Annotated in this window: 17 protein-coding genes; 13 read left to right on the forward strand and 4 right to left on the reverse strand. The window is 68.9% G+C overall.

Going from position 1 to position 16,504, the window contains the following annotated elements; genetic code table 11:
- Positions 1 to 103: 103 nt before the first annotated feature.
- From AVME950_RS09985 to AVME950_RS10025, 9 genes are all read left to right on the forward strand, one after another.
- Complete coding sequence (locus tag AVME950_RS09985; RefSeq protein WP_284429701.1) at positions 104 to 1,177, forward strand: type II asparaginase; 1,074 nt, start codon at positions 104 to 106, stop codon at positions 1,175 to 1,177.
- 214 nt (positions 1,178 to 1,391) lie between these two features.
- Positions 1,392 to 1,931 (forward strand): 3-hydroxyacyl-[acyl-carrier-protein] dehydratase FabA, encoded by a 540-nt coding sequence (fabA, locus tag AVME950_RS09990; protein ID WP_272565196.1) that lies wholly within the window; start codon positions 1,392 to 1,394, stop codon positions 1,929 to 1,931.
- A complete protein-coding gene (gene fabB, locus AVME950_RS09995) occupies positions 1,928 to 3,154 on the forward strand; it encodes a beta-ketoacyl-ACP synthase I (protein ID WP_284404857.1) in 1,227 nt (408 codons plus the stop codon). The genes fabA and fabB overlap by 4 nt, the downstream gene beginning before the upstream one ends.
- Positions 3,155 to 3,375: 221 nt before the next feature.
- Positions 3,376 to 4,320, forward strand: a complete 945-nt coding sequence (glyQ, locus tag AVME950_RS10000) for a glycine--tRNA ligase subunit alpha (protein ID WP_284398394.1) — start codon at positions 3,376 to 3,378, stop codon at positions 4,318 to 4,320.
- Positions 4,321 to 4,356: 36 nt separating this feature from the next.
- On the forward strand, positions 4,357 to 6,543 hold the full coding sequence (gene glyS / locus AVME950_RS10005; protein ID WP_284429702.1) for a glycine--tRNA ligase subunit beta: 2,187 nt from the start codon (positions 4,357 to 4,359) through the stop codon (positions 6,541 to 6,543).
- Between the two features lie 58 nt (positions 6,544 to 6,601).
- Complete coding sequence (gene gmhB / locus AVME950_RS10010) at positions 6,602 to 7,198, forward strand: D-glycero-beta-D-manno-heptose 1,7-bisphosphate 7-phosphatase (protein ID WP_284429703.1); 597 nt, start codon at positions 6,602 to 6,604, stop codon at positions 7,196 to 7,198.
- 79 nt (positions 7,199 to 7,277) lie between these two features.
- Positions 7,278 to 8,024, forward strand: coding sequence for a lysophospholipid acyltransferase family protein (locus tag AVME950_RS10015; protein ID WP_284429704.1), 747 nt, complete (start codon positions 7,278 to 7,280; stop codon positions 8,022 to 8,024).
- Complete coding sequence (locus AVME950_RS10020; RefSeq protein ID WP_284429705.1) at positions 8,024 to 9,022, forward strand: M48 family metallopeptidase; 999 nt, start codon at positions 8,024 to 8,026, stop codon at positions 9,020 to 9,022. Before AVME950_RS10015 ends, AVME950_RS10020 begins: the two co-directional genes overlap by 1 nt.
- A gap of 67 nt (positions 9,023 to 9,089) precedes the next feature.
- A complete protein-coding gene (locus AVME950_RS10025) occupies positions 9,090 to 9,566 on the forward strand; it encodes a rhodanese-like domain-containing protein (protein WP_502869390.1) in 477 nt (158 codons plus the stop codon).
- 111 nt (positions 9,567 to 9,677) lie between these two features.
- Here AVME950_RS10025 and lysM read toward each other — a convergent pair whose 3' ends face one another.
- Entirely contained in the window at positions 9,678 to 10,160 is a 483-nt protein-coding gene (gene lysM / locus AVME950_RS10030) for a peptidoglycan-binding protein LysM (protein ID WP_272565189.1), read from the reverse strand.
- Between the two features lie 214 nt (positions 10,161 to 10,374).
- On the opposite strand from lysM, the gene AVME950_RS10035 reads away from it, so the two are divergent.
- Positions 10,375 to 11,178 (forward strand): type III pantothenate kinase, encoded by an 804-nt coding sequence (locus tag AVME950_RS10035; protein WP_284429707.1) that lies wholly within the window; start codon positions 10,375 to 10,377, stop codon positions 11,176 to 11,178.
- Between the two features lie 10 nt (positions 11,179 to 11,188).
- Here the strand turns inward: AVME950_RS10035 and AVME950_RS10040 are convergent, their stop codons facing one another.
- From AVME950_RS10040 to AVME950_RS10050, 3 genes are all read right to left on the reverse strand, one after another.
- Positions 11,189 to 11,965: a tetratricopeptide repeat protein gene (locus AVME950_RS10040; RefSeq protein WP_284398069.1), complete on the reverse strand. Its 777-nt coding sequence runs from the start codon at positions 11,963 to 11,965 to the stop codon at positions 11,189 to 11,191.
- A 31-nt stretch (positions 11,966 to 11,996) separates the two neighbouring features.
- Positions 11,997 to 12,665 carry a TetR/AcrR family transcriptional regulator gene (locus tag AVME950_RS10045; RefSeq protein WP_284429708.1) on the reverse strand — a complete coding sequence of 223 codons (669 nt, stop codon included), beginning with the start codon at positions 12,663 to 12,665 and terminating at the stop codon, positions 11,997 to 11,999.
- Positions 12,666 to 12,815: 150 nt separating this feature from the next.
- On the reverse strand, positions 12,816 to 13,367 hold the full coding sequence (locus tag AVME950_RS10050) for a phasin family protein (RefSeq protein WP_284429709.1): 552 nt from the start codon (positions 13,365 to 13,367) through the stop codon (positions 12,816 to 12,818).
- A 221-nt stretch (positions 13,368 to 13,588) separates the two neighbouring features.
- Between AVME950_RS10050 and rfbB the strand changes: the two genes are divergently transcribed.
- Genes rfbB through rfbA form a run of 3 tightly spaced genes read left to right on the forward strand, consistent with a single transcriptional unit; the run spans position 13,589 to position 16,491 of the window.
- Positions 13,589 to 14,695 carry a dTDP-glucose 4,6-dehydratase gene (rfbB, locus tag AVME950_RS10055; RefSeq protein WP_272565184.1) on the forward strand — a complete coding sequence of 369 codons (1,107 nt, stop codon included), beginning with the start codon at positions 13,589 to 13,591 and terminating at the stop codon, positions 14,693 to 14,695.
- Complete coding sequence (rfbD, locus tag AVME950_RS10060) at positions 14,692 to 15,582, forward strand: dTDP-4-dehydrorhamnose reductase (RefSeq protein WP_284429710.1); 891 nt, start codon at positions 14,692 to 14,694, stop codon at positions 15,580 to 15,582. The genes rfbB and rfbD overlap by 4 nt, the downstream gene beginning before the upstream one ends.
- A gap of 24 nt (positions 15,583 to 15,606) precedes the next feature.
- The gene (gene rfbA / locus AVME950_RS10065) at positions 15,607 to 16,491 is read left to right on the forward strand and encodes a glucose-1-phosphate thymidylyltransferase RfbA (protein WP_272565182.1); all 885 of its coding nucleotides are present in this window, start codon (positions 15,607 to 15,609) and stop codon (positions 16,489 to 16,491) included.
- Positions 16,492 to 16,504 lie beyond the last annotated feature (13 nt).

A 16,504-nucleotide genomic window follows, 5' to 3' on the forward strand; every position in this document is an offset into this window, starting at 1 on the left:
CGGCCGGCGATTATTCCCCACAGCCCGCCATGCGGCTTCCTACCATACGGCACCCGCGGAAATGCCGCGGGCACAAAAAGTGTCATTCATTACGGAGACTCACATGCTTTCCCCTCTGAAACTGAAGCGCCTGCTGGCCGGCGCCGCCTTCGCAGCCTGGGCCGTGGTGGCCGCGGCCCAGCCCGCCGCCAAGCCCAATGTCGTGGTCATGGCCACGGGCGGCACCATTGCCGGCGCAGGCGCCTCGGCGACCAACAGCGCGTCCTACGCCGCGGCCAAGGTGCCGGTGGACAAGCTCATCGCGGGCCTGCCCGAGCTGGCGAACGTGGCCAACGTCAAGGGTGAGCAGGTCTTCCAGATCGCTTCAGAGAGCTTCACCAACGAGCAGCTGCTCAAGCTGGGCAAGCGCGTGTCGGCCCTGGCCAAGCAGGCCGACGTGGACGGCATCGTCATCACCCACGGCACCGACACGCTGGAGGAAACGGCGTACTTCCTGAACCTGGTGGTGCGCACCGACAAGCCCATCGTGGTCGTGGGCTCCATGCGCCCCGGCACCTCGCTGTCGGCCGACGGCGCGCTGAACCTGCTGAGCGCCGTCTCGGTGGCGGCCAGCAAGGATTCCTCGGGCAAGGGCGTCCTCGTGACCATGAGCGACGAGATCCAGAGCGGCCGCGACGTGGTCAAGGGCGTCAACATCAAGACGCAGGCGTTCCGCAGCCAGTGGGGCCCGCTGGGCATGGTGGTGGAGGGCAACAACTACTGGTTCCGCGCGCCGGTCAAGCGCCACACCGCGCAATCGGAGTTCAACATCGACGAGATCGAGACGCTCGCCCCCGTGGAGATCGTCTACGGCTACGGCAACGTGCCGCGCTCCACGGTGGACGCCGTGGGCCGCTCGGGCGTCAAGGCGCTGATCCATGCCGGCACCGGCAACGGCTCGGTGGCCGACCGGGTGGTGCCTGCGCTGCAGGAACTGCGCGGCCAGGGCGTGCAGATCATCCGTTCCTCGCGCATCGCCGACGGCTTCGTGCTGCGCAACGCCGAGCAGCCCGACGACAAGTACGACTGGGTGGTCGCCCACGACCTGAACCCCCAGAAGGCCCGCATCCTGGCCGCCGTGGCGCTGACCAAGCCCCAGACCAGCAAGGACCTGCAGCGCATCTTCTGGCAGTACTGACCGGGGCCCGATCCGCGCGGCCGCACGCCCGTGCGGCCTGCGCTGACGCGGTCCGGCGCGGTCCGCTTTCATCAAATTAGGGAATCACCCTTGGCCCTGTGTCACAGTCGGCCCTCCGTGTGCCTTGATAATGGATGCCCCGCCACCGAAAAGACCTCGGTGGCGCGCAATCAAAATCCGGCGGGCGCACCGCCGATCTGGAGCACGACTGACAATGGCTGATTCCTTTTCCTATGAACAACTGATCGCCTCCGGCGAGGGCAAGCTGTTCACCCCTGACAGCGGACGACTGCCGCTGCCGCCCATGCTGATGTTTGACCGCATCACGCACATCGACAGCGATGGTGGGGCGCATGGGCTGGGGAAAATCCGGGCCGAACTCGATGTGCGCCCCGACCTCTGGTTTTTCGACTGCCACTTCCAGGGCGACCCGGTCATGCCGGGCTGCCTGGGGCTGGATGCCATGTGGCAGCTCATCGGTTTCTACCTCACCTGGCTGCAGCTGCCGGGCCGGGGCCGCGCCCTGGGCGCGGGCGAAGTCAAGTTCACCGGCGAAGTCGGCCCCAACGTGAAGCTGGTCACCTACGAAATCGACATCAAGCGCGTGATCAAGCGCAAGCTGGTCATGGCCATCGGCGATGCCCGCCTGCTGGCCGACGGCCAGGAGATCTATGTGGCCAACGACCTGCGCGTGGGCCTTTTCAAGCGTGAAGACGGGAAGGACGGAGCACCCGCAGCGGGAGCCACGGCATGACCATGAAGAAGCGCGTCGTCATCACGGGTGCGGGCATCGTCTCGTGCATCGGCAATGACCAGCAGGCAGTGACCACGTCGCTGCGCGAAGGCAAGTCCGGCATCCGCGCCATGCCCGAGTTCGCCGAACTCGGCCTGCGCAGCCAGGTGGCGGGCGCGCCGCAGATCGATCTGGACGCGCTCATCGACCGCAAGCAGCGCCGCTTCATGGGCGATGCCGCGGCGTACGCCTACCTGTCGCTGAAGGACGCCATCGCCCAGTCCGGCCTGTCGCCCGCCCAGGTATCCCACCCCCGCACCGGCCTCATCATGGGCTCGGGCGGCGGCTCGCCGGCCAACCAGATCGAGGCGGCGGACACGTTGCGCTCCAAGGGCATCCGCCGCGTGGGGCCCTACCAGGTCACGCGCTGCATGGGCTCCACCGTGTCGGCCAACCTGTCCACGGCGTTCGCCATCAAGGGCATCAATTTCTCGATCACCTCGGCCTGCAGCACCTCCGCGCACTGCGTGGGCATGGCGGCGCAGCAGATCGCCTTCGGCCTGCAGGACGTGATGTTCGCGGGCGGCGGCGAAGAGCTCTCCTGGGGCCTGGCCACGCTGTTCGACGGCATGGGCGCCATGTCGGCCAAATTCAACGCCACGCCCGAGACGGCCTCGCGCCCCTACGACGTGGACCGCGACGGCTTCGTGATCGCCGGCGGCGGCGGTGCGCTGGTGCTGGAGAGCCTGGAGCACGCCCAGGCCCGCGGCGCCACCATCCTGGCCGAGATCGTCGGCTTCGGCCTGTCGTCGGACGGCGAAGACATGGTCGCGCCCTCGGGCGACGGCGCCATCGCCTGCATGCGCCAGGCCATCGCCGAAGCGGGCGGCGGCACGATCGACTACGTGAATACGCACGGCACGTCCACCCCCGTGGGTGACCTGCCCGAGTTGCGCGCGCTGCGCGAGGTGTTCGGCGACGCGGTGCCACCGTTCTCCTCCACCAAGTCGCTCACCGGCCACTCGCAGGGCGCGACGGGCGTGCAGGAGGCGATCTACTGCCTGTACATGCTGCAGGGCGGCTTCATCGCCGGCTCGGCCCACATCGAAAACCTGGACCCGGCCGCCGAGGGCATGCCCATCGTGCGCACCTCGCGCGATGCATCGCTGACGACCGTGCTGTCCAACAGCTTCGGCTTCGGCGGCACCAACGCCAGCCTGGTGCTGCGCCGCTGGCAGGATTGAGTGGACGCCCGCGGTGCAACCGCGGTGTATTGCTATGAAAATGATAGCTGCCAGCGCTTGGTACATAAGCGGTGGCGGCTATTTTTGCATGCGGGCGTGGCGGCCCCGTGCCGGGCGTGGCCGATGCGCCGGGCGCGCCTCGTAAAATCGACCGCTTTTGCGCGCGCCTGCGTGCAAACCCTCTCTACCAACCGCATGGCCCCGCCATGCCAGACACACGCATGTTGACCTTCCAGCAAATCATCCTGAAGCTGCAGTCGTACTGGGCCGAACAGGGCTGCGCGCTGCTGCAGCCCTACGACATGGAAGTGGGCGCCGGCACCTCGCACACCGCCACCTTCCTGCGCGCGCTGGGCCCCGAGCCCTGGAAGGCCGCCTACGTGCAGCCCAGCCGCCGCCCCAAGGACGGCCGCTACGGCGAGAACCCCAACCGCCTGCAGCACTACTACCAGTTCCAGGTCGTGCTCAAGCCCGCGCCGGCCAACATCCTGGAGCTGTACCTGGGGTCGCTGGAGGCCCTGGGCTTCGATCTCAAGAAGAACGACATCCGCTTCGTCGAGGACGACTGGGAGAACCCCACGCTCGGCGCCTGGGGCCTCGGCTGGGAGGTGTGGCTCAACGGCATGGAGGTGACGCAGTTCACCTATTTCCAGCAGGTCGGCGGCATCGACTGCAAGCCCGCCACCGGCGAGATCACCTACGGCCTGGAGCGCCTGGCGATGTACCTGCAGGGCGTGGACAACGTCTACAACCTGACCTGGACCGACGGCCTCTCCTACGGCGACGTGTACAAGCAGAACGAGGTGGAGCAGTCCACCTATAACTTCGAGCACTCCGATGCCGACTTCCTGTTCACCGCGTTCAGCGCGCACGAAAGCCAAGCCCAGCACCTGATGGAGCAGCAGCTCGCCCTGCCGGCCTACGAGCAGGTGCTGAAAGCCGCGCACAGCTTCAACCTGCTGGATGCGCGCGGCGCCATCAGCGTGACCGAGCGCGCGGCCTACATCGGCCGCATCCGCAACCTGGCGCGCGCCGTGGCCAAGAGCTACCTCGACAGCCGCGCGCGGCTGGGCTTTCCCATGGCGCCCCAGGAATGGGCCGCCGAAGTGCTGGCCGACCTGGCCCGCGCCGACCAGCAGCAGCAACAGCAGAAGAAGGCGGCCTGAGGCACGCACGCGCATCAGGAAGGAACACAGACCACCATGACCCATCCGAATCTTCTCGTTGAACTGTTCGTCGAAGAACTGCCCCCGAAGGCCCTGCAAAAGCTGGGCGACGCCTTTGCGGGCGTGCTGTTCGAGCAGCTGCAGGCCCAAGGGCTGGCCGCGCCGGGCTCGCGCCTGACGGCCTTCGCTTCGCCGCGCCGCCTGGCCGCGCACATCACCGAGGTGGCGCCCCAGGCCGCCGACAAGGCCGTCTCGCAAAAGCTCATGCCCGTCGCCGTGGGGCTGGATGCCACCGGCAACGCCACGCCCGCGCTGCTCAAGAAGCTGGCCGCCCTGGGCGCCGACGCCTCCGCCGTGGCCGCGCTGCGCCGCGTGCCGGACGGCAAGGCCGAGGTGCTGTTCCACGACAGCACCGTGCGCGGCGCCACGCTGTCCGAGGGCCTGCAGAAGGCCCTGCAGGAATCCATCGCCAAGCTGCCCATCCCGAAGGTGATGCGCTACCAGCTCGCCTCCGGCTGCGAGCAGCCCGGCTGGACCAGCGTGAGCTTCGTGCGCCCCGCGCATGGCCTGGTGGCCCTGCACGGCACCGAGGTGCTGCTGTCGGTGAAGGCGCTGGGCCTGACCGCCGGCAACACCACGCACGGCCACCGCTTCGAGGCGGCCGTGGACCCGGTCGTCGTCACCAGTGCCGACAGCTACGCCCAGCAACTGGCCGAGCAGGGCGCGGTGATCGCCAGCTTCGCCGAGCGCCGCGCCGAGATCGTGCGCCAGCTGCAGGCCGCGGCTGCGCGCGTGGGTGGCGGCGTGCGCCCCATCGAGGACGACGCCCTGCTCGACGAGGTGACGGCGCTGGTCGAGCGCCCCAACGTGCTCATCTGCGAGTTCGAAAAAGAGTTTCTCGATGTGCCGCAGGAGTGCCTGATCCTCACGATGAAGGCCAACCAGAAGTACTTCCCGCTGCTGCAGGCCGATGGCCGGCTGTCGCACCAATTCCTGGTGGTGAGCAACATCACGCCCGCCGATGCGAGCGCGGTGGTGCAGGGCAACGAGCGCGTGGTGCGCCCGCGCCTGGCCGACGCCAAGTTCTTCTTCGACCAGGACCGCAAGAAGACGCTGCTGTCGCGCGTGGAGAGCCTCTCCAAGGTGGTCTATCACAACAAGCTGGGCACGCAGGGCGAGCGGGTGGAGCGCGTTAGGACAATAGCCAAGGCGATCGCCGAGCAGCTGTTCGCCGGCATCGGCACGCACCACGCGGACCTGGATTCGGCCGAGGGCGAGATCGCCCGCAACTACCTGCTGTCGTGCGTGGACACCGCCGCGCGGCTGTCCAAGGCCGATCTGGTGACCGACATGGTGGGCGAATTCCCCGAGCTGCAGGGCATCATGGGCGGCTATTACGCCGCCAACGACGGCCTGGCCCACGAGGTGGCCCATGCCATCGAAGACCATTACAAGCCGCGCTTCGCGGGCGACGAGCTGCCGCGCGAGAACGTGGGCGTCATCGTGGCCATCGCGGACAAGCTGGAAACGCTGGTCGGCATGTTCGGCATCGGCAACCTGCCCACGGGCGACCGCGACCCGTTCGCGCTGCGCCGCCACGCGCTCGGCGTGATCCGCATGCTGGTCGAGCGGGAGTTGCCGCTGGACCTGGAAACCCTGCTGCGCAGCGCGGTGCCCGCCTTCGGCGACAAGATCGAAGACGCCTCGGTGCCCCTGGCCGACTTCATGTACGACCGCCTCGCCGGCAGCCTGCGCGAGCAGGGCTACAGCGCGCAGGAGGTCGATGCCGTCATCGCCCTGCGCCCGCAGCGCCTGTCGCTGGTGCAAAAGCAGCTCGCCGCCGTGCGCGCGTTTGCCGAACTGCCCGAGAGCCCGGCCCTGGCCGCGGCCAACAAGCGCGTGGGCAACATCCTCAAGAAGGCCGAGGTGGCCGGGCCCGTGGACCCGCACGTCAACCCCGACCTGCTGCAGGAAGAGGCGGAAAAGAACCTCTACGCCGCGCTGCAGCGCTTCGTGCCCGAGGCCGATGCGCAGTTTGACGCGGGCGACTACACCGCCAGCCTGCAGACGCTGGCCGTGCTGCGCGCGCCGGTGGATGCGTTCTTCGACGACGTGATGGTCAACGCCGAGCAACTGGACCTGCGCCTGAACCGCCAGGGCCTGCTCAAGCGCCTGCACGTGGCCATGAACCGCGTGGCCGACCTGTCCCGGCTGGCGGCCTGAGGCCGGGGGCCGCGCTGGTGGTAGGCTGGCGCAGTCTTTCACCAGGCGCTCCCACACCATGAAAATCGCCATCCTCGACCGCGACGGCACGCTCAACCCCTCGGGCGAGAGCTTCATCGCTTCGCCCGACGAGTGGACCCCGCTGCCCGGGGCGCTGGAGGCCGTGGCGCGGCTCAACCATGCCGGCTGGCATGTCGTCGTCGCCACCAACCAGCCCGGGCTGGGGCGCGGGCTGTTCGACGTGATGGCGCTCAACGCCATCCACGCCAAGCTGCACCGCAAGCTCGCGGCGGTGGGCGGTCGCATCGACGCCGTGTTCTACTGCCCGCACGCACCCGACGACCTGTGCGCCTGCCGCAAGCCGGCGCCGGGCCTGATGGAACAGATCCGCGACCGCTACGGCGTGGAGGGTGACGAGGTGCTGGTGGCCGGCAACTGCGTGGAGCATCTGCGGGCCGGCGCGGCCATCGGTGCGCAGCTGCATCGGGTCGGTGCGGCCCAGGCCGCCGAAGCGACCCTGGTCGCCTCGGGCGATGCGCTGCTGCCCAGCCCGTGGCCCGAAGGCACGCAGTTCCATGCCAGCCTGGCCGACTTTGCCGACCACGTGGCCGCGCAATCCGCCGTGGCGGCGCCGGGCCTGAACATCGCCGTCTGATGTGCTATCAAATTAATAGCTACAACGGCATATATTCCTAGGGCATGAGCCCTAAAAAACCCATTTTTTCCTGATTGCCATGGCCTTGATCCGTTCCATCGTCCACCTGCTCTGGATGGGCATCACCGTGGTGCCCTATACGCTGCTCATCCTGCTGGTGCGGCTGTTCGGCGCCAGCAGCCGCACGCGCTACCGCATCGCGCGGGCGTGGCTCAAGCTCAGCACCGATGCGGCGCGCGTCATCATGGGCATCCGCACGCGCATCACGGGCATGGAGCACCTGCCCACCGACCCCACGCAGGGCGTGGTGCTGCTGGTCAAGCACCAGTCCACCTACGAGACCTTCCTGATGCCGGCGATCATGCCGCGCCCCCTGGCCTACGTGTTCAAGAAGGAGCTGCTGTACGTGCCGTTCTTCGGCTGGTCGATCGGCAGCCTGGACATGATCCACATCGACCGCGGCCAGCGCGCGCGCGCCTTCGTGAAGGTGCTGCAGCAGGGCCGCGCGCTGCTGGCCAAGGGCACCTGGGTCATCATGTTCCCCGAGGGCACGCGCGTGGAGCGCGGGCGCAAGGGCCAGTACAAGAGCGGCGGCACGCGGCTGGCCATCGAGGCGGGCGTGCCCGTGGTGCCGATCGCCGTCACGTCGGCCAAGGTGTGGCCGCGCAAGGCCTTCATCAAGCGGCCGGGCACGGTGGACGTGTCCATCGGTCGCCCCATCCCGACCGAAGGCCGCAAGCCCGACGAGCTGATGCGCGAGGTCGAGGCCTGGATCGAATCCGAAATGCAGCGCCTCGACCCCGAGGCCTACGCGCCGGGCCGGTGATGCAGCGGCTGGTGCAGCTGGCGCTTGATCTGTTCGGCGGCGCGGCGCCGGCCGGGCCGCCGACTGCGCCTGCCTCGGCGCCCCGTGCCAGGAATTCCAGGCCGAATGCCGCAGATGCCGGCGGTTCGATTGCCGATGATGCTATTGATTTGGTAGCAAAAGACGCTGCCAAGCCATCGCCATCGCCCGCTCCACCGGTGGCGAAAGCGCCGCCCGTTCCCCTGGGCACGCTGCTCAGCCCCGCGATCTTCCGCCACCCCCGCGCGAGCCGCGAGGTGCTGCTGGGCGATGCCGTCGTGGCCTATGCGCTGCAGCGGGCGCGGCGGCGCACCATCGGGTTCACGGTGGGGGCGGACGGCCTGGCGGTGCGCGCGCCGGGCTGGGTGTCGCTCGCGGCCGTGGATGCGGCGCTGCAGGAAAAATCCGCCTGGATCCTGCGCAAGCTGGGCGAGGCGCAGGACCGCCAACAGCGCGTGGACGGCGCCCGCATCGCCTGGGGCGACGGCGCCGTGCTGCCGTACCTGGGCGAGCCGCTCACCGTGGTGCTGGACCCGACGCACGGCTTTCGCGGCACGGGCGGCGCGCTGGTCGAGGGGCCCGAGGGGCAGCGCCAGCTGCACATCGGCCTGCCCCGCGCCGCCTCGCCCGCGCAGGTGCGCGATGCGGTGCAGGCGTGGCTCATGCGCGATGCGCGCCAGCGCTTCACCGCGCGGCTGGACCACTTCGCGCCGCTGCTGGGCGTGCGCTGGAGCAGCCTGCGCCTGTCCAGCGCCCAGACGCGCTGGGGCAGCGCGCGCAGCGACGGCTCCATCCGCCTCAATTGGCGGCTGCTGCACTACCGCCCCGCGGTCATCGACTACGTGGTCGCTCACGAGCTGTCGCACCTGCGGGTGATGGACCACAGCCCGCGCTTTTGGGACACCGTGCGCAGCGTCGTGCCCGACTACGCCGACCTGCGAGGGCGCCTGCGCGACGAACCCGCGCCGCCCTGGGATTGACGCCGCGCCCAAGCCCCTGGCGCCAGTGCTTGAAAGCCCGCGCGGCCCGGTTGCGGGTGCTGACAAAATGCCGCGCATGACTTCCAAAGCTTTTTCCTCTTCCTCCGCTCCCGCTGCTCCCTCCACGGTTCCGGACGGCGGTCCGCAGCCGGCCGAAGGCTATGCGGGCGATGTGTCGCCACAGCTCGCATGGCAATGGGTGCAGTCGGGCGAGGCCGTGCTGGTGGACGTGCGCACCGATGCCGAGCGCGACTGGGTCGGCTTCGTGCCCGGCGCCGTTGCCGTGCCCTGGAAGCACTGGCCCGGCATGGCGCCCAACCCCCAGTACGACGCGGCCATCCTCGCCGCCGTGCCCCCGGGTCGCCAGGCCGTGCTGCTGTGCCGCAGCGGCGTGCGCTCGGTGGCGGCCGCGCGGCGCGCCACGGAGCTGGGGCTCAAGGCGTACAACATTCTGGAAGGCTTCGAGGGTGACCCCGACGAGAACGGCCACCGCAATCTGAAGGGCGGCTGGCGCTTTCGCGGCCTGCCGTGGCGCCAGGGCTGAGCGCGAAGGGCTCGCTGCCTTCCCATCGCCCGCTGCCGCGCCTGCCGCAACGAAAACGGGCCCGTGAGGGCCCGTTGGGAGGCGCGCGCCGTAGCGCGCTTTGAAGGACGGTCAGAGCGCGGGAATGCGCAGCTTCTGGCCGGGGTAGATCTTGTCGGGGTGCGTCAGCATGGGCTGGTTGGCCTCGAAGATCTTGGGGTACTTGTTGGCGTCGCCGTAGAACTTCTTGGCGATGGCCGAGAGGGTGTCGCCGCGCACCACGTCGTGGTATTGCGCTTCGGGCTCGGGATTCGTGACGGACATCTGGTTGTCCACGCTGGTCACGCTGGCCACATTGCCGCAGCACAGGGTCACCTTCTCCTTGGCGGCCTGCGTGGGCGCTTCGCCCTTCACGGTGACCTTGCCCTCCGGGCCTGCGAACGCCACCTGGACGTTGCTCACGCCGAGGTTCTGCGAGGCGATGTAGGTCTCGATGGCCTTGCCCGCCTTGGCGTTCAGTTCGTCCTGCGTGGGGGCTGCCGCCGTTGCGGCCTGGGCATCCTTGCCGCCGAACAGTTTTTCGCCGGCTTCCTTGATGAAGCTGAAAAGTCCCATGTGCTGGCTCCTTGGTATGGTCTGTGGATCGGACCGGCCACTGTAGCGCCATCGCCAGTCCGGCCCGTGTCGGACAGCCGCCCGAAGGGCCAGGCAGCTCCCGCCAGCGGTGCCGCGTGCCGCGATATCCGCGAGCCGGCGCCGCAGAGTCCGCGTGTCGCGTGCGGGTAAACCTGCGCGTCAAGGCGATTTGTAAAACTCGTGATAATCCCGCATGACTTTTCTGGCCATCGACGTCGGCAACACCCGCCTCAAATGGGCGATGTACGACGCTCCCCAGCCGGGCGCCGCAGTGCTCGCCCACGGCGCTGAATTCCTGGACAACATCGAACGGCTGGCGGAAAGCTCGTGGGCCGGGCTGCCCGTGCCCGAGCGCATGCTGGGCTGCGTGGTGGCGGGCGACGCCGTGCGCCGCCGCGTCATGGAGCAGATGGAGCTGTGGGACGTGCTGCCGCAGTGGGTGGTGTCGTCCGCGCAGGAGGCCGGCCTGGTCAATGGCTACGACCATCCCACGCGCCTGGGCTCGGACCGCTGGGTGGCCATGATCGGCGCGCGCCATCGCCTGCTGTCGCAGGGCCCGGCGCGGCCGCTGATCGTGGTGATGGTCGGCACGGCCGTGACGGTCGAGGCGATCGACGCGCAGGGCCGCTTCCTGGGCGGGCTGATCCTGCCCGGCCACGGGATCATGCTGCGGGCGCTCGAATCCGGCACGGCGGGCCTGCATGTGCCCACGGGCGAGGTGAGCCTTTTTCCCACCAACACGAGCGATGCGCTCACGAGCGGCGGCACCTACGCCATCGCCGGCGCGGTCGAGCGCATGGTGCAGCACATCACGCAGCACTGCGGCGAAGCGCCCGCCTGCATGATGACCGGCGGCGCGGGCTGGAAGATGGCGCCCAGCATGACCCGGCCGTTCGACCTGGTCGAGAACCTGATTTTCGACGGCCTGCTGGCCATCGCCGAACAGCGCTTCGCAAAAACCGCCGCGGAGCGGGACGAGGGCCGGGACCGCCGCTGAAAGGCGGGGGCTAGCCTTCGGCCAGTTCGGTCTGGGCCAGTTCCACGCCCAGCCGCTCCAGCGCGTCGGCGGGCTGGGTGGTGGCGACCTCCTCGTACAGGCGCGTGGCGTCTCCCATGCGCTGATCGCCTTCCAGGATGAGCAGCGCGTTGGCGTATTCGATCTTGCCGATCACCGAGTCCGGGTTGATGGCGAAGGCCTCCTCGAAAAGCCGCAGGCTGCTGGCCTTGCGGGCGCCATAGGTCATGCTGCCCACCATCTCGCCGACCTTGTCGATGATCTCGGCATGGAACACGGCCAGCGCCAGCCGCGCATCGGCATGGATGGGCGACAGCACGATGGCCTGCTCCAGCGTCTTGCGCACGCGGCTGCCCAGGCCTTGCGCCATGGCCTTGGCCACGCTGATCCCCTGGCTGTAGCGGCCGATGGCGTAGGCATGCCAGAACCAGGCGTTGGGGTTGGTGGGCTCTGCCCGCATCTGCTCGCTGGCCCGCTCGGCCGCTTCGGTCAGCAGCGCCAGGCGCCGGTCCTCGTGCGGCTCCAGGTAGTTCGCATAGACGATGGTGGCCTTGTTGGCCACGGTGATGCCGGCACCGCCGGCCGCCAGCCCGGCGCGGGCCGCCTCCTCGAAGGCGCCGCGGTGAAAGAGCACCCAGGCGTCGAGCACGGCGGCATCGTCCGGACAGGGCTCGGCATCGCCCGCATGCAGGCGCTTCCATTGGCTGCGCACCGAAGCGGCGGTGAAGGGGTAGGCGTCGGAGTACGGGAAGGGCGTCCAGGGCTTCACGGTGCGTCTCCTCGGGGTGGGGGTGGGTCGGTCAGGCGGCCAGGGCCTGGGTGCTGTAGGCGCCGCTCAGCGCCTGCAGGTGCTCGCGCTGGCTGTCTTCCAGGTAGGGCATGAGCAGGTCCAGCACATGGTGCGCGCCCCGCAGCAGGGCGCTCTGCGCGCTCTCGGGCTCCAGGGCGTGCCGCGGATCGCTCACGTATTCGAAGCTGAGCCAGTAGGTCAGCACCACCACCATGCTGGTGGCCATGGAGCCGGCATCGCGGGTGCCCAGGTGCAGGGCGCCGGTGCGCTCCATGCCGCCCAGCAGCGTGCGCAGGGCCTGGGTCTTGCGCCCGAGCAGGGTCTGGAAGTGGGTCTCCAGGCGGCGGTTGCGGGACAGCAGGTCGTTCAGGTCGCGGTACAGGAAGCGGTACTGCCAGATCAGCTCGAACAGCGTGTGCAGGAAGAACCAGGCGTCTTCCACGTCGCGCACGCTGTCGGCCGCATCCAGCAGCTCGTTCAGGGCCGCCTCGTAGCGCGAGAACAGCACGTTGACCAGCTCGTCCTTGGCCGGGTAGTGGTAGTAGAGATTGCCCGGGCTGATGCCCAGCTCGGCGGAGATCGCGGTCGTCGACACGTTGGGTTCGCCAAAGCGGTTGAACAGCTCCAGCGTGGATTCCAGAATGCGCTCGGCAGTGCGGCGCGGCGCTTTTTTCACCATATCGGCGGCCTCCCGGTGCGTGGGTGGTTGTCTCTTTCACCCACTCTAACCGAGGTGGTCCGTCCGCACGGTGTTGCAGTGCATCATGCAAGGAATAGGCAATCCTTTGGAATGCCCGCTTCCTGCAGGGCGGCCGCACCGCCCGGATCGTCAGTCGGCCGGCGGTTTGGGGGCCATGGGGCGGGCCGCGGCGGTGGTCTTGCGGGCGGCCGTGGCGCGGCCGGTGGGCGGCTTGGCCGCGCCGCGCTTGGCGGCGGGGCGGGGGGCGGCCTGTGCCTGGGTGGCGGCCTCCAGGGCCCGGGTGAGCGCATCGATGCGCTCGTGCAGCGCCTGCACCTCGCGCGCGGTGGGCACGCCCAGCCGGGCGAGCGCCTTGGCCACGCGGTCTTCGAAGATGGTTTCCAGCTTGTCCCACTGGCCCGCCGCGCGCGTGCCGAATTCGCTGGCCGCGCTGGTCATGCGTTCGGCCGCTTCGGACAGGCGCTCCTGGGCGGTGGACTGGCCCTTGCGCTGCATGGCCGCGCCTTCCTTGACCAGCGCCTCGAACACCTTGCTGCCTTCCTGCTGTGCCTTGGCGAACGCGCCCAGGCCCGCCTGCCAGATCTGCTGCGCGGAGTCGCGCGCCTTGCTGCCGTAGAACGGGCCGCTGCCGGCCGGGTCGGCGTCGTCCGGTGCGTCGGGGTTTTTGGTGGATCGGGGCATGGATGGCTTTCCTTGGGGCAAGTGGTGCAACGGCGCCGCGCGGACCGGATGATTTGCTGCGGCATCGGCTCCAGACTTTACGTGCGCTGCGCGCGCCGTGGGTAGTGTGCGCCCCCTAAACGGCGCGGCGGGCCCGCTGCGGCTCGTAACAGGGCCCCGGCACGCGATGGGATAATCCGCCGCTTTGACACAGCGGCGCCTTCGCGCGACCCCCCCATCCCATGATTCTTGTCACCGGCGGCGCAGGCTTCATCGGCGCCAACTTCGTTCTGGACTGGCTGGCTTCGGGCGACGAGCCCGTGGTCAACCTGGACAAGCTCACCTACGCAGGCAACCTGCAGAACCTGGCGAGCGCGCAGGGCGATCCCCGGCATGTCTTTGTGCAAGGCGACATCGGCGACACGGCCCTGCTGGCCAGGTTGCTGGCCGAGCACAAGCCCCGCGCCATCGTCAACTTCGCCGCCGAGTCGCATGTGGACCGCTCCATCCACGGGCCGGAGGACTTCATCCAGACCAACGTGGTCGGCACCTTCCGCCTGCTGGAGGCCGCACGGCACCACTGGCTGGCGTTGCCGGAGGGCGAGAAGGCCGCGTTCCGTTTCCTGCACGTCTCCACCGACGAGGTGTACGGCACGCTGTCGGCCAGCGATCCGGCCTTCGCCGAAACGGATGCCTACGAGCCCAACAGCCCCTATTCGGCCAGCAAGGCCGCGAGCGACCACCTGGTGCGCGCCTGGCACCACACCTACGGCCTGCCGGTGCTCACCACCAACTGCAGCAACAACTACGGGCCGTACCACTTCCCGGAAAAGCTGATCCCGCTGATGATCGTGAACGCCCTGGCGGGCAAGCCGCTGCCGGTGTACGGCGACGGCATGCAGATCCGCGACTGGCTCTACGTCAAGGACCACTGCAGCGCCATCCGCCGCGTGCTGCAAGGCGGCGCACTGGGCGAAACCTACAACGTGGGCGGCTGGAATGAAAAGCCCAACATCGAGATCGTGCGCACGGTGTGCGCTCTGCTCGACGAACTGCGCCCGCGCGCCGACGGCCAGAGCTATGCCGCGCAGATCCACTACGTGCAGGACCGCCCGGGCCACGACCGGCGCTATGCCATCGACGCCCGCAAGATCGAGCGCGAACTGGGCTGGAAGCCCGCCGAAACCTTCGAGACGGGCATCCGCAAGACGGTGCAGTGGTACCTCGAAAACCCCGAGTGGGTTGCGGCGGTGACCAGCGGCGCCTACCGCGAATGGGTGCAGACGCAGTACCAGGCCGTGCCCGGCGCAGCGGCTGCGGCACCGAACGCCATGGCGGCCAGCGCATGAACATCCTGCTTTTCGGCAAGGGCGGCCAAGTCGGCTGGGAGCTGCAGCGCAGCCTGTCGGTGCTGGGCACCGTGACGGCGCTGGACCACGACAGCACCGACCATTGCGGCAACTTCGCCGATCCCGCCGGCATCGTGGACACCGTGCGCGCGCTGCGCCCGGACGTCATCGTGAATGCGGCCGCCCACACGGCCGTGGACAAGGCCGAGAGCGAGCCGGAGTTCGCACGCACGCTCAACGCCACCACGCCGGGCGTCCTGGCCGAGGAGGCCGCGCGCAGCGGGGCCTGGCTGGTGCACTACAGCACCGACTATGTCTTCGACGGCAGCGGCGAGCGCCCCTGGGTGGAGACCGACACGCCGGCGCCGCTGTCCGTCTATGGCCGCACCAAGCTCGAGGGCGAGCGGCTCATCCAGCAGAGCGGGGCCCGCCACCTCATCCTGCGCACCAGCTGGGTCTACGCCGCCCGCGGCGGCAACTTCGCCAAGACCATGCTGCGCCTGGCCCAGGAGCGCGAGCGCCTGACGGTCATCGACGACCAGTGGGGCGCCCCCACCGGCGCCGACCTGATCGCCGACGTTACGGCGCATGCCCTGCGCCACCTGGAGCGGCGCCCCGAGGATGCCGGGCTCTACCACCTGGTGGCCGGGGGCGAGACCAACTGGCATGCCTATGCAAAATACGTGCTGGCGCAATCGGTACTAGGGGGTGGTGCTATAAAAATAGTAGCTAACGACGTGGCGGCTGTGCCGACGAGCGCGTTTCCCACGCCGGCCGTGCGCCCGCACAATTCGCGGCTCGACACCCGCCGGCTGCAATCCACCTTCGGCCTCGTTCTGCCGCATTGGCAGGCGGGCGTCTCGCGCATGCTGGCCGAAATCCTTTAGCACCCAGGGCAGAGAGAGCACCACATGACCGCACGCAAGGGCATCATCCTCGCCGGAGGTTCGGGCACCCGCCTGCACCCGGCCACGCTCGCCATCAGCAAGCAATTGCTGCCGGTGTACGACAAACCCATGATCTATTACCCGCTCAGCACGCTGATGCTGGCGGGCATCCGGGAGATCCTGGTCATCAGCACGCCCCAGGACACCCCGCGCTTCGAGCAGTTGCTCGGCGACGGCAGCCAGTGGGGCATTCAATTGCGCTACGCCGTGCAGCCCAGCCCCGACGGGCTGGCCCAGGCGTTTCTCATCGGCGAGGAATTCCTGGCGGGCAGCCCGAGCGCCCTGGTGCTGGGCGACAACATCTTCCACGGGCACGATTTCGAGGACCTGCTGCGCAGCGCGCTGCAGCGCGAGGAGGGGGCCAGCGTCTTCGCCTACCACGTGCAGGACCCCGAGCGCTACGGTGTGGCCGAGTTCGATGCCCGCGGCAAGGTGCTGTCCATCGAGGAAAAGCCCAAGGCCCCGAAGTCCAGCTATGCCGTGACCGGCCTGTACTTCTACGACGCGCAGGTGGTGGAACTGGCCAAGCGCCTGAAGCCGTCCGCCCGGGGCGAACTCGAAATCACCGACCTGAACCGCCTCTACCTGGAGCAGGACGCGCTGCACGTCGAGATCATGGGCCGTGGCTATGCCTGGCTCGACACCGGCACGCATGAAAGCCTGCTGGAAGCCGGGCAGTTCATCGCGACGCTGGAGCACCGGCAGGGCCTGAAGATCGCCTGCCCCGAGGAAATCGCCTGGCGCAACGGCTTCATCGACGATGCCCAGCTGGCCCGGCTGGCGCAACCCCTGGCCAAGAACGGCTACGGCCAGTACCTGCAGCGGCTGCTGCGGGAGCCGCGCGAGTAGCGCGAGGATCGCA

This window comes from Acidovorax sp. SUPP950 (assembly GCF_030158935.1).
Classification (GTDB): domain Bacteria; phylum Pseudomonadota; class Gammaproteobacteria; order Burkholderiales; family Burkholderiaceae_C; genus Paracidovorax.